The organism is Tsuneonella sp. HG222 (genome assembly GCF_053819185.1).
In genome coordinates this window covers 972,093-983,417 of record NZ_JBSOQZ010000001.1, presented here as the reverse complement: position 1 = coordinate 983,417, position 11,325 = coordinate 972,093, and the positions used below count along the sequence as shown (strand labels likewise).

Below are 11,325 nucleotides of genomic sequence, written 5' to 3'. Positions count from 1 at the left end.
CCGAACAACGCGGAACGGTCGGGTTTCAACATCCGTTGAAGGGCACACCCCGAACAACAGGAGTTACCAATGCCCAAGCGGATCATGATCCTCGCCACCAACGGTTTCGAGCAGTCGGAACTGGAAAAGCCCAAGGCCGCGCTGGAAGATGCCGGCTTCGAAACCGTCGTCGTCAGCCCGGAGGACGGCGAAATCCGCGGCTGGAAGGAAAAGGACTGGGGCGATCCGGTGAAGGTCGACCTGACGCTGGACGAGGCACTGGCTGACGACTTCGACGCGTTGGTCCTGCCCGGCGGACAGATGAACCCCGACATCCTGCGCATGAACAAGGGCGCGGTGCAGATGGTCAAAGACTTCTGCCAGGCCGGCAAGCCGGTAGCGGCCATCTGCCACGGGCCGTGGCTGCTGGCGGAAGCAGGCGTGATCGAAGGCAAGACGGTGACGAGCTGGCCCTCGATCCGCACGGACCTGAGCAATGCGGGCGCAAACGTCGTCGATCAGGAAGTCGCGACCGACGGCAACCTCATCACCAGCCGCAATCCGGACGATATTCCGGCGTTCAACAAGGCGATCATTGCTGCCGTGGAGAAGACGCCGGCGCTCGAAAGCGCCTGACCGTCAGCGACGGCGCATGTCCCGGCTTTCGCTCGGGATGCGCGCCTCGATTCCGTCAAGCTCGGGGCTGAGGAGGATTTGGCAGGACAAGCGGCTGGTGCGAGCGACACCGGCCGCGAGGTCCAGCATGTCCTCCTCCTCCTCGCTCGCATCGGGTAAGCGATCGAACCACTCGGGCGCCACGATGACGTGGCAGGTCGAACAAGCCATTTGCCCTTCGCACGTCCCCTCCAGCGGCAGTCCGGCCGCCTGCGCGGCTTCGAGCAGGCTCGTGCCCTCTTCTCCGACAGCTTCGACCGATCTGCCGTCGCGATCGATGAACCGCGCCGTGACACTCATGCCTGGGCCTCAGCCGCCGCGGTGAGCAGGTTCGCGGCCTCCTCCACCTCTTCCATCGTCGTATAACGACCGAAGCCGAGACGGATCGACGTCTTCGCCTCAGCCGCGGACAGGCCTACGGCAGACAGCACCCGGCTGGGCTTCCTCGCCTCGCTGGCGCACGCCGATCCCGCGGAAAAACACACCTGGCGAACATCGGACATGAGGCGTGCCACGTCGAGCCCCTCGCGGCGCAGGTTGAGGTTGCCCTGGTAGCGGTGAGTGGCGCTGCCGTTGAGCGCCCAACCGGCAAATATTTCCCGCGCCCGGGCGAACAACGCGGACACATGCGCCCGGTCGTCCTCCATTCGCTCCAGCGAAATTTTTACCGCTGCGCCGAACCCGGCGCAGAGCGCGGGGCTGAGCGTGCCCGAGCGAATGCCCGCCTCTTGCCCGCCGCCGGTGATCTGCCCTTGGAGTTCTACGCCATCGCGGATCCACAGCGCGCCGATCCCCTTGGGCCCGTAAAGCTTGTGCGCGGATACGGCGATCAGGTCGGCGTCGGCGATGGCCATCTTGCCGGCTGCCTGGACCGCGTCGCAAACCACCAGCGCGCCCATCGCGCCGGCCCGCTCGGCCAGATCGGCGACCGGCTGGGTCGTGCCGATCTCGTTGTTGACCTGCATGACCGCCAGGACGCCGAGCCCGTCAGGCAGCGCCACCTGCGGATCGAGCAGGCCCTCGCTATCGACCGGCAGGACATGGCAATTGCCCAGCGCCTGCGCCGTATTGGCGACGGCCGCGTGCTCTATCGCGCTCACCGCGATGGGCCGGCCCTGCCGTGCCGGTTCGCTACCGCGCAAGGCCAGGTTCAACGCCTCGGTCGCGCTGCCGGTGAAGATCGTCGTCCCGCCAGGTGGAAAAAGGGCCGCGACCTGCTCGCGCGCGATCTCGACTGCGGCTTCCGCCTTGCGGCCGAGCCGGTGCGAGGAATGCGGATTGCCGTATCCATCGCTTTCCGGGCCTCCGAGCCAGGCCAGCATCGCTTCGCGCGCATCGGGCGCGAGGGGCGTGGTGGCCTGGTTGTCGAGATAGATCATGCCGCCCTTTCGGCGGCCTCGCGCGCCATCGCAAGCCACACCTCGCAAAACCGCTCGACCTCGGCCTTCGTCGTCGTCCAGCCGAAGCTGACGCGGATGGTCCGCGCGGCGAGTTCGTCGGCCAGCCCCATGGCCTTCAGCACCCGGCTCGGCTTCATCGTGCCCGACGAACATGCGCTTCCCTGCGAAACCGAAATGCCTGCCATGTCGAAGCGCAGGACTTGCGCTGTCCCTCCAAGGTGCGGCATGGCCACGGCGCAAACGTAGGGCGTGGGGTCGGCCAGGCGGTCGGCCAGCCATTCGCCGCCCAGAGCGCGAACCTCTGCGGCAAAGGCCCCCAGCGGTTCGAGCACGGCGGGATCGAGATAGGGCCGGGTGCAAGCGTCGAGCGCGGCGGCCATGCCGAGCACGCCCGGCAGGTTCTCCGTCCCGCGGCGATAGCCACGTTCCTGACCGCCGGTGGGGTGAAGCATTTCAAAATCGCGCACGAGCAGCGCGCCGACCCCGACCGGGCCGCCGAACTTGTGTGCCGAGACGATCGCCATGTCGGCCCCAAGCGGCAGGGGAAACTTCCCGGCACTCTGGGCGCAATCGACCAGCAGCAGGCCGCCCGCATCGCGAACCGGCCCGGCAAGCCGATCGATCGACTGCCGATTGCCGGTCTCGGAATTGACGTGCTGGATCGCCACCAGCGTCCGGTGGCGGTCGAGCGTCATGGCAAGCAGCGCCGCGTCGACCGAACCGTCGGGCCGGGCCGACAGGGTAAGGTCGCTCCATTCCGTCGCGCGCAGCACCGAATCGTGCTCGATCGACGAGACGAAGGTCTTGGGCGCATCGGCGCCGCCCAGCGCCAGTTCGGCCGCTTCGCTTGCGCCGGACGTGAAGATGCACTCGCCATCCCAATCGAGCGCGGCCTTGATCCGTTCACGCGCCCCTTCCAGTGCGGCGCGGGCCTTGCGGCCCTCGGCGTGCGGGCTGCTGGGATTGGCCCAATCGGCGAAGGCAAGGCGCATCGCCTCGGCCGCTTCGGGCCGCAGAGGCGTGGTCGCTGCGTGGTCGAGATAGGTACGGGTCATGTAGCAATTGCGATTTTGGGCGCGATCCCTATATAGCCGCCCACTCCCGGCGCGCCACCCGCGCCGCGTCAACGCAGTCGAGAACCGCCCATGCCCTCCGTGATCTTCCCCGGCCCCGAAGGCCGCCTCGAAGGCCGTTTCGCCCCGCCCACCCGCGCGCGCGCACCGGTCGCCATGATCCTGCACCCGCATTCGCAGGGCGGCGGGACGATGAACGACCGGATCGTCCAGCGACTGTACAAGACCTTCGTCGACCGCGGGTTCGCCACGCTGCGCTTCAATTTCCGCGGTGTAGGCCGGTCGCAGGGCTCGTTTGACAACGGCATCGGCGAACTGAGCGATGCCGCCGCCGCGCTCGACTGGGTCCAGTCGATCCACCAGGAAGCGCAGACTACCTGGATCGCCGGGGTCAGCTTCGGCGCCCTGATCGGCATGCAGTTGCTGATGCGCCGTCCGGAAATCCGCGGCTTCATCTCGATCGCCCCGCCGGCGAACATGTACGATTTCAGCTTCCTCGCTCCCTGCCCGGCGAGCGGGATTTTTATCCAGGGTACGGCGGACACCGTGGTCCAGCCGATCGCGGTCCAGAAGCTGGTCGACAAGCTGCGCACCCAGAAGCACATCACGATCCACCACGAGGAAATCCCCCGGGCCAACCACTTCTTCGAGAACGAGACCGAAGAACTGATGGCCTCGGTCGACAACTACCTCGACTTCCGGTTGTCGCCCGACTGCCCGATCCGCTGAGGCGGCCTCCCACCGGTTGAACAAAGTCATGCGCGCCGGCGCAGGAACCCGCTTGCCTGCACGAGCGTAATATGAGATGTTACATTGTCACATACGATTTGGGAGAGTTGCCGTGTCCTATACAAACCGCATCACCGATCCCCGCCGGCGGACGACCGCCATAGCCAGCGTCATCGCAATCCATGCCGCCGTTGGATATGTCCTGGTCAACGGCCTGAGCTATGTCGGCATCGAGACGATACCTTCATTCCATCCGATCATCGAATTCAAGAGCGATCCCCCGCCGCCCCCTCCACCCGTCGATCAGCCTCCCGCGGCCGCTGAGGCGCCGCTGGTCGCCCCCAAGCCACCGATGGAATTGCCCAGCAACACGCGCGTCGAGGTGGAGGTGTTCGATCCGCTCGAGGTGGCTCGCCCCACGGTCGTTCCGGTCCCCGGTCCAGTCCCTTCACCGCTGATCCAGCCTAGGCCGCAACCCAGCTTCGCCCCTGCTGCCGCCCGGCCGCGCAACGATCCCGGCCGCTGGGTCCTGACCGAGGACTATCCGGCGAGTTCGCTCCGCAACGAGGAGGAAGGCACCACCGGCTTCGCCGTGATCGTCGGCTCAGACGGCCGGGTCGACGCCTGCGAGATCACGAAGTCGAGCGGGAGCGCACGGCTCGACGAGGCCACGTGCCGTTATGTCGAAAGGCGCGCCCGGTTCGACGCGGCGACCGACGGCACGGGTGCCAAGGTCGTCGGCCGCTACACCAGCATCGTGCGCTGGCAGATCCCGCGCTGACCTGCCTGCACCCTCCCGGATAGGGCCCTATTCGGGAGCCACTGCGGCGCGGTCCTGCCTCTCCTGTTCCAGCAGGGGCGCCGCGCCGTCCTTGTCGGGGATCAGCCAGATCGCGACGTTGATGAACATCACCACCGACAGCAGGACCATCAGCCAGACCTGCTTGATCGGGCCTTGCCGCCGCCACAGCCAGATGGCTCCCGCAAGCAGAGCGAATGCGGCAAGCATGATGATCGAGAGCACGGTGTCCATCGGCGTTTCCTAGCGCGTCGGGCGGGCCGACGGAACCAACCGCCGCACTCACCTGTTGGGGCGTCCGAGAGCGACGTTTCGCGAGAGGAGTATCCGGTGAGCATTTTCAGCAAGATCAAGGACGCCATCCTGGGCCGCAAGGAACAGGCCGCGCCGACTACCACCTCTGCGATACCGATGGACGCACCGGCCTCGACTTCGGCGTCGGCGCCCGCGGCACCGAAGCCGCAGCCCGCCCCCGTCATTGACGTGGAAAACCATCTCGATGCCCTGCCCGGCGCCACCAACCTCAACTGGCGCACGTCGATCGTCGACCTGATGAAACTCATCGGGGTCGATTCCGATTACGATTCGCGCAAGGCCCTGGCCGAGGAGATGGGGCGGTCCGACTATTCCGGCACGGCGGAAGACAACGTCTGGCTGCACCGCCGCGTGATGCAGGACCTTTCGAAGAGCGGTGGCCGCGTCCCGGCAGAATACATCGACTGAGCCCTGCGGGCTGACCGTTTCGTAACCTTCGGTCGCTATCCTGCGGGATAGTGACGAAAGTATATCTGACGATCGACACCGAATACGAATTCGGTTTCGCCGCGCGCAACGGCGTGGATACCGCCGCGCGCGCGGCGAACTTCGACCGTTCGATCGCGGGCAAGACCAGCACCGGCGGGGCCGGCCTCGCCTACACGCTCGACCGGTTCGACAACTTCGGCCTCAAGGCGGTTTTCTTCGTCGATCCCATGCCCGCGCTCGTCTGGGGCACCGGGGCCATAAGCCAGGTGGTCGAACCCATCCTCGCGCGCGGGCACGACGTGCAGCTTCATCTCCATACCGAATGGCTGGCGCTCGCCGGCAGCTCCTCGCCCGTGCCGGGGCGCACCGGGCAGAACCTCAAGGACTTTGCGCTGGGCGAACAGATCGCCCTGCTCGAATATGCGCGCGAGGCCCTGATGGCTGCAGGCGCGCCCAAACCGGTCGCCTTTCGGGCGGGCAACTATGGCGCGAACGACGACACCCTTCGCGCGCTCGCCAGCCTCGGTTTCACGCACGACAGCAACCACGCCCCGGGCATCCCGCACTCGGCCTGCGCGATCAGCCTGGGCCGCGAGGACAGGCGCCCGGTAAGCAAGCTGGGCGTGATCGAAGTCCCGATCGGATGCATCACCGGCGCGCGCGGCCTGCGCCACGCCCAGTTGACCGCACTCTCGGCGCGAGAGTTGCGCGAGGCGGCGATCCATGCGCGCGACGAGGGGATCGAGAGCTTCACCGTGGTGTCGCACAGCTTCGAACTGCTCAGCCGCGACCGTACGCAGGTCAATCGCCTGCTGCAGCGGCGGTTCGACAAGTTCTGCCTGGCACTGGCAACGTTGCCGGGCGTCCGGACCGCGACCTATGCCGCCGATCCGCCGCGCGTCGGCGGCCTGTCAGGCGCCGTCCCGACACTGCCACGCAACACCTGGCGCAGCGGTGCACGGGTGATCGAGCAGGTCGTCGCCAACGTCCTCTACGGCAGCCGCTAGATCTCTTCGGGCCGCACGCAACTGAAGCTGGCGGCCAGCGCGGTGTCGCCCTGCCCGTCGTACTTCGCAACCAGCGGATAGGGACACAGCGGGCGTGACATCGGCGCGCGCGGTGCCGCTGGCGGTGCTCCCGGCGGGCCGCCTGCCGTGACGGTGGGCCGAGTGGCGACGATCGCATGCGGCGCCCGGCCGGTCGTCGCCCAGGCGTCGATCGTCCCGAGGGTGTCGAAATCGCTGACCCCCTCGCCGCCCGAACAGTGATCCATGCCCGGCACGATGTAGTACCGCAGCTGCTCCTGCGCCTGCTGCAGGGGGATTTCACGATAGAGGTCGCGATAGAACCCCAGCGAGTTGCCGACCGGAATCAGCCCGTCGTTCCAGCCGTGGCTGAGCAGCAACTTGCCCCCACGCGCGAAGAACGCGTCGAGCCCGGTGGCCGGCACGTCGAGGATCTCGCTCCCGTAGGCGATGCCCGCCTGGCGGTCGCGCACGTAATCGAAGGTCTTCCAGTCCCACCCCTGCCGGTCGCCGAAGACCAGCATCGAGTAATATGTCAGCGCCACCGGAAACGGCGCCGGGCCTTGGGTCAGCGCGGCGAGCTGCATTTCCGAGCCATAGGGCCAGCCGCCCAGGACGACGTTGCCGTTGGCATCGCGGATGCCGTCGTAGATCGCCTGCAGGGTATCCACCTGCATCGGGGTGAGGCAGGAATCGCCGTCACCCGCGGTGCATTGCAGGGTCTTGGGCTCGAAGGTGCAGGCGGTGGGGTTCATCACCAGCCCGTCCTCCAGCCCATCGAGCTTGTCGCACTTCTTCACCACGGCCGCATGAACCGCGCCTAGCTTGGCCGGGGAGAGCTTGGCGCCCGGCGCGCGGTTGGGCTGCCAGCCCGACCACATCGACTGGGTCATCAGCTCGGTCATCGGATTGGCCGGAGCCATCGCGCTGATCGCATCGTAATCCCCCGGATAGCGATAGGCGCTCATCAGCCCTTGGCGCCCGCCGGTCGAACACGAATTCCACAGCGAGAAAAGGGGGCCTTCGCCGTAGAAGGCCCGGATCGCTTCCTTGGCGGCGACGGTCATGCCGTGGACCGCGCGGTGGCCGAAATCGACCAGCTTTTCGGGATGGCCGATGGCCCATTCGGCGGTCAGCCCATTGCCGGTGTGGCCCGTGTCCGTCGTCGCGACGGCATAGCCGCGCGACAAGGGATCGCCGAGTTGCGACAGGCTCAACTGGCCGGCCCAGATCCCGTTGCCGATGCCGACGTACTTTCCGTTCCAGCCGCTCGCCGGGAGCCAGACCTCGACCTTGATGTCGCTGTCGCTGCTCGGCGTCAGCGTCGCCTGGACGCGGCAGAACGCCGGCAATTTGGCGAACCCGGCGGCGGCCACCCCCGGCGGCGGGCCGCCCGGCGCGGCCGGCGGGGCGAACTTCCCGGCCTCGACCAAGGTTGCCGAGGTCACCTTGCCGTCGGTCACCGCCATGCCGGCGAGTTCGGAACAATCCTTCGCTGCCGCCGGAGCGGAAGCGAACGCCGCGGCCGAAATGGTACCGAGCAACAGCTTGCGAATCGTCGATGTCATCGAGCCCTCCCTTGCAGGGATGGCTAGCGCCTCGCCGTGTCGATGACCACTGCCGCGGCGATGCCCGCCATGCCGCGAGCGATCACCCGACCAGCATCGGCGACCCGCACCGCAGGCGGTTGATACCCACCTCGGCCACACCGACCTTCACGCCGGCGATATTGCTGATCTGGCCATAGAGGTTGTCGATCTGGGAGGTCACGCCCGCAAGCGCCGTGCGCGTGGCGGCCGAGACCGTCGAGGTGGACAGACCGAGCGTCAGCCCGATCGTTTTCACTTCGAACTGCGCATCGTCGAGCAGCGACTGGGTCGTGCCTTGGGCGAGGTCAACCGTCCCCGCCTCCTTGCGCGCACCCTGCTCGATCTCCTCGATCGAGAAATGCAGCGTCTGCACCTGCGCCCCGCCGAGGGACGCGTTGGCGAAGGCCGTCACCGAGAAAGCGGCGCTGTTGACGATCACGCCGTCGAGCAGCGTGGGCGCCACCGACAGATTGTCGAACTGCGCGACGTCGACATTGGCGATGGCAATCTGCCCGAGCGAGGGGCGCACTTCCACGTCGACGCCGTTGGACGAGTTCTCGCGGTCGCATTCGACGCGCACGATCTGCGCGTCCGCCGGGGCGAGCTCGAGATAGAGGGGAAAGCGCACCGAAGGCAGTTGCGGTACCGCCGTGGCCAGCCGCCCGTCGACATAGATCCGGGTCAGTGCCGAGTGGAGGATGACGTTCCCCGCCTCTGAGACCGACATGAAGGGCGACCGCTGGAAGCCGTAACCCCCGGCGATCCCCACCTTGGTGGAAGCCAGACCGGGCACCGTCACGTTCAATTCGACGGCGTACTGGTCTCCGTGGCTCGCCTCCAGCACGTTGCGCAGCAAGGTGTAGGCGTCGACCCGGATGCCTGCCTTCCCGTCGTCCACGTCGTTCAGACCCAGAGGGCCGAGATCGATGAGCTCGGACATGACGATGCCCTCGCCCGACAGGCTCGCCACGATACCCAGCAGCATCCCCGAGGTCGCCGAATCGGGCGAGGCGGCGGCCATGGCTTCCACGATGTCGACCAATCCGGACACCGCATCGTAGGTCTCGCCGAAATTGCGGTCGGGCTCGCCCTGCTCAGCCCGCAGGCGGTCCGCCAGCGTGACGACGTCGATCTGGGTCGCGGCCAGCCGGGCGATGTCCTGATCGGTCAGGTTCAGTTCGCTCCCCGCCAGGCGGGAAAGGAACTGGTTTGGCAAGCTGCTGGAGAGCGACAGGAGCTTCGAGCCCAGTTCGAACGCGACCATGTCGTTCTTCGCCGCGGTCGCCTCGGCAGCCACGGTGGAGTCGCTGCGCCCGAAAATCGATGCGAAGAACAAGGGCGCCACGCGGCTCAGCCGGATGCGCACCGCGTTCACGTTGCTCCCGCCCGCGGAGAAGCGGTCGTCAAACGCGATCGCCGCATCGCGCGCATAGGTGCCGGTTTCGTAGAGCGCGATGTTCTGGCTTTCGAGCCCGCGGCGCGCGATCAGCAGTTCGGCCGCGCTCCGCCCTTGGGATTCGATGTCGACCGATACGGCGGCGGCGGCCGCCGCGTCGGCCAGGCCCTGCAGCTCCCGCTCCGACAGGTAGAGCGAGGCAAGGTCCACCGAGATCGCCGCAAGCCCGAGCAGGGCCGGCGCCGAAAAGGCAAACAGGACGACGGCCGAGCCATCCTCGTCCGCGCGCAGTTCATTCAGGCGGCGCTTGGTGCGGATCATGAGCCGCTCACCTCGACCAGCGCCGAGCGCACGATGGTATCGCCGGGCAAGGGAACGATCGAGTTGGCGAACAGCGACTCCTCGCTGATGTCGTAGGTCAGCGTGACGCTGTAGTACGTGCCGTCGAGCGAGGTGTCGGTCTCGACCTTGGCCGGGTTCAGCATGGAACTGCTGGCCAGCATGCGGGCTACCGTCTTGTCGACCTGCGCATCCCGCTCGCCGGCGTCGAGCGCACCCAGCGTGGATCGCGCCGCACTGTTCGCCCCTTCCTGCAAGGCGTGGGCCGCGGCAAACCACATGCCGTAGGTGACCATGCCCAGAAGCAGAACGATGAGGATGGGGAAGGCGAAAGCCGCCTCCACCATGACCGCGCCGCCTTCGTCACGCAGAAGAGAGCGGGGATTTCTGGTTTGTTTCGTCATGCCGCCAAAGTGGCGGATCTGCGTAAATCGTCCTTATCGAGGAGAATCGGCGAAATATGCAGAATTTATGTAACGCGCCGGTCCAGACTTGCTGCAGGCCGACAGGAGCAAAAAGGGCTCTTGGTAAATACGGCTTCAATCAACGAAACGGCGCCCGGTGCATAGATTAAGCGAATTGCCTGGACCGCTTCAGCGAATCGTTATTCGCGCGCGAAGGTGAGCAGCACGAGTGCGCCCTCGGTCCCGTAGGCACCGCTCAACTGCTGCACAGCCAGGTCGACGCGCGTTCCGCTTCCCTCGTTGGAAATCAGGTTCACGCTATCCTTCAGCGTCTTCCCGTCGCGCAGCACGCTTTCCAGCTTCTCGCGAAACGCCGCCCGGTCGGCGAGTTCGATCAGATTGACGAAGGGCACGCCGATCATCCGTTCGCTCGGAAGGCTTACGGCATTGGCCAGCGTGTCGCTCGCCTTGTCGATCGTGGCGCGATTGGACAGGCGCGCATATCCGACGCTGCCGTGAACGTTCATCACTTCGAGCAGCGTCGCCTTCACGTCCGCGAACCGATTGTTCTCCACATCGTCCGTGATGTCGCGGCATCCGAGGACCACGCGATTGAACGCCGTGTAGGTGTGGGTATGCAACCAGTTCCCCGGGATCCAGGGCGAGGGCAAGTCGGCCCGCATGACTTCGCGTGTCTGCCGCGTGCGGCGCAGCTGATGGTCGAGCAAGGTCCCTTGCAGGCGCGGAGCTAAGTCCGACAGCAGTCGGCCGATCGAATTGCGCGTCGTGATCCCCAGCAGGCTGGTGGCAGCCGCGTTCAGGTAAACACAGCGCAAGGCGAAGTCACAGATGACCAGCGCCTCGTTGGAGGCGTCGGCCAGCGCCGTCATGACCGAATCGACCAGTTCCTGGTCGTCGTGTCCGCCTTCGCTGCCGTTTTCGGCAAGAGCCTGGTACTTCCCGATGTCGAGCAGGACGTGGCTCGGCTTGCCGTGATTGGTAATGAAAACCGGTTCGCTCAGCGCGGTCCGTCTGTAGCTTGCGAATTGACGCACGAACTCCGCAGCCGTCGCCGCATTGGGTAACCCGTGCCCATCATCAGACGCCATTTAAAGACCCCGTTCCGCTCGACCCCTTTGAGCGCAACGATCCGCAATTATGTTATTATGGTCG

At 66.4% G+C, this 11,325-nt stretch carries 13 protein-coding genes; 5 read left to right on the top strand and 8 right to left on the bottom strand.

Going from position 1 to position 11,325, the window contains the following annotated elements:
* Positions 1 to 69 precede the first annotated feature (69 nt).
* Positions 70 to 615, top strand: a complete 546-nt coding sequence (locus ACWPMZ_RS04945; protein ID WP_455702902.1) for a type 1 glutamine amidotransferase domain-containing protein — start codon at positions 70 to 72, stop codon at positions 613 to 615.
* Positions 616 to 618: 3 nt separating this feature from the next.
* Here the strand turns inward: ACWPMZ_RS04945 and ACWPMZ_RS04940 are convergent, their stop codons facing one another.
* The 3 genes from ACWPMZ_RS04940 to ACWPMZ_RS04930 are packed head-to-tail and all read right to left on the bottom strand — an operon-like array spanning position 619 to position 3,109.
* On the bottom strand, positions 619 to 954 hold the full coding sequence (locus tag ACWPMZ_RS04940; RefSeq protein ID WP_455702901.1) for a 2Fe-2S iron-sulfur cluster-binding protein: 336 nt from the start codon (positions 952 to 954) through the stop codon (positions 619 to 621).
* A complete protein-coding gene (locus ACWPMZ_RS04935; protein WP_455702900.1) occupies positions 951 to 2,033 on the bottom strand; it encodes a cysteine desulfurase family protein in 1,083 nt (360 codons plus the stop codon). The genes ACWPMZ_RS04940 and ACWPMZ_RS04935 overlap by 4 nt, the downstream gene beginning before the upstream one ends.
* A complete protein-coding gene (locus tag ACWPMZ_RS04930) occupies positions 2,030 to 3,109 on the bottom strand; it encodes a cysteine desulfurase family protein (protein ID WP_455702899.1) in 1,080 nt (359 codons plus the stop codon). The genes ACWPMZ_RS04935 and ACWPMZ_RS04930 overlap by 4 nt, the downstream gene beginning before the upstream one ends.
* Positions 3,110 to 3,199: 90 nt before the next feature.
* Here ACWPMZ_RS04930 and ACWPMZ_RS04925 point away from each other — a divergent pair, with 90 nt between their 5' ends.
* Together ACWPMZ_RS04925 and ACWPMZ_RS04920 are read left to right on the top strand one after the other, a co-directional pair.
* A complete protein-coding gene (locus tag ACWPMZ_RS04925; RefSeq protein ID WP_455702898.1) occupies positions 3,200 to 3,856 on the top strand; it encodes an alpha/beta hydrolase in 657 nt (218 codons plus the stop codon).
* Between the two features lie 112 nt (positions 3,857 to 3,968).
* Positions 3,969 to 4,637, top strand: a complete 669-nt coding sequence (locus ACWPMZ_RS04920) for an energy transducer TonB (RefSeq protein ID WP_455702897.1) — start codon at positions 3,969 to 3,971, stop codon at positions 4,635 to 4,637.
* A gap of 27 nt (positions 4,638 to 4,664) precedes the next feature.
* On the opposite strand, the gene ACWPMZ_RS04915 is transcribed toward ACWPMZ_RS04920, so the two are convergent.
* Positions 4,665 to 4,889 (bottom strand): hypothetical protein, encoded by a 225-nt coding sequence (locus tag ACWPMZ_RS04915; protein ID WP_455702896.1) that lies wholly within the window; start codon positions 4,887 to 4,889, stop codon positions 4,665 to 4,667.
* Between the two features lie 96 nt (positions 4,890 to 4,985).
* Between ACWPMZ_RS04915 and ACWPMZ_RS04910 the strand changes: the two genes are divergently transcribed.
* Positions 4,986 to 5,378, top strand: coding sequence for a DUF3597 domain-containing protein (locus ACWPMZ_RS04910; protein WP_455702895.1), 393 nt, complete (start codon positions 4,986 to 4,988; stop codon positions 5,376 to 5,378).
* Between the two features lie 50 nt (positions 5,379 to 5,428).
* Complete coding sequence (locus ACWPMZ_RS04905; protein ID WP_455702894.1) at positions 5,429 to 6,406, top strand: polysaccharide deacetylase family protein; 978 nt, start codon at positions 5,429 to 5,431, stop codon at positions 6,404 to 6,406.
* On the opposite strand, the gene ACWPMZ_RS04900 is transcribed toward ACWPMZ_RS04905, so the two are convergent.
* The 4 genes from ACWPMZ_RS04900 to ACWPMZ_RS04885 all read right to left on the bottom strand — a co-directional run bounded on the left by ACWPMZ_RS04900 (position 6,403) and on the right by ACWPMZ_RS04885 (position 11,261).
* Positions 6,403 to 7,992 carry a tannase/feruloyl esterase family alpha/beta hydrolase gene (locus ACWPMZ_RS04900; protein ID WP_455702893.1) on the bottom strand — a complete coding sequence of 530 codons (1,590 nt, stop codon included), beginning with the start codon at positions 7,990 to 7,992 and terminating at the stop codon, positions 6,403 to 6,405. The genes ACWPMZ_RS04905 and ACWPMZ_RS04900 overlap by 4 nt on opposite strands.
* An 82-nt stretch (positions 7,993 to 8,074) precedes the next feature.
* Positions 8,075 to 9,730 carry a TadG family pilus assembly protein gene (locus tag ACWPMZ_RS04895; RefSeq protein ID WP_455702892.1) on the bottom strand — a complete coding sequence of 552 codons (1,656 nt, stop codon included), beginning with the start codon at positions 9,728 to 9,730 and terminating at the stop codon, positions 8,075 to 8,077.
* The gene (locus tag ACWPMZ_RS04890; RefSeq protein ID WP_455702891.1) at positions 9,727 to 10,152 is read right to left on the bottom strand and encodes a TadE/TadG family type IV pilus assembly protein; all 426 of its coding nucleotides are present in this window, start codon (positions 10,150 to 10,152) and stop codon (positions 9,727 to 9,729) included. Before ACWPMZ_RS04890 ends, ACWPMZ_RS04895 begins: the two co-directional genes overlap by 4 nt.
* Positions 10,153 to 10,352: 200 nt before the next feature.
* A complete protein-coding gene (locus tag ACWPMZ_RS04885) occupies positions 10,353 to 11,261 on the bottom strand; it encodes a PAS domain-containing protein (RefSeq protein ID WP_455702890.1) in 909 nt (302 codons plus the stop codon).
* Between the last annotated feature and the right edge of the window lie 64 nt (positions 11,262 to 11,325).

Bases quoted from the DNA above. Each gene is read 5' to 3' on its own strand.
- ACWPMZ_RS04895 (WP_455702892.1), bottom strand. From the start codon at position 9,730: ATGATCCGCACCAAGCGCCGCCTGAATGAACTGCGCGCGGACGAGGAT.
- ACWPMZ_RS04930 (WP_455702899.1), bottom strand. From the start codon at position 3,109: ATGACCCGTACCTATCTCGACCACGCAGCGACCACGCCTCTGCGGCCC.
- ACWPMZ_RS04900 (WP_455702893.1), bottom strand. From the start codon at position 7,992: ATGACATCGACGATTCGCAAGCTGTTGCTCGGTACCATTTCGGCCGCG.
- ACWPMZ_RS04935 (WP_455702900.1), bottom strand. From the start codon at position 2,033: ATGATCTATCTCGACAACCAGGCCACCACGCCCCTCGCGCCCGATGCG.
- ACWPMZ_RS04890 (WP_455702891.1), bottom strand. From the start codon at position 10,152: ATGACGAAACAAACCAGAAATCCCCGCTCTCTTCTGCGTGACGAAGGC.
- ACWPMZ_RS04940 (WP_455702901.1), bottom strand. From the start codon at position 954: ATGAGTGTCACGGCGCGGTTCATCGATCGCGACGGCAGATCGGTCGAA.
- ACWPMZ_RS04915 (WP_455702896.1), bottom strand. From the start codon at position 4,889: ATGGACACCGTGCTCTCGATCATCATGCTTGCCGCATTCGCTCTGCTT.
- ACWPMZ_RS04925 (WP_455702898.1), top strand. From the start codon at position 3,200: ATGCCCTCCGTGATCTTCCCCGGCCCCGAAGGCCGCCTCGAAGGCCGT.
- ACWPMZ_RS04885 (WP_455702890.1), bottom strand. From the start codon at position 11,261: ATGGCGTCTGATGATGGGCACGGGTTACCCAATGCGGCGACGGCTGCG.
- ACWPMZ_RS04945 (WP_455702902.1), top strand. From the start codon at position 70: ATGCCCAAGCGGATCATGATCCTCGCCACCAACGGTTTCGAGCAGTCG.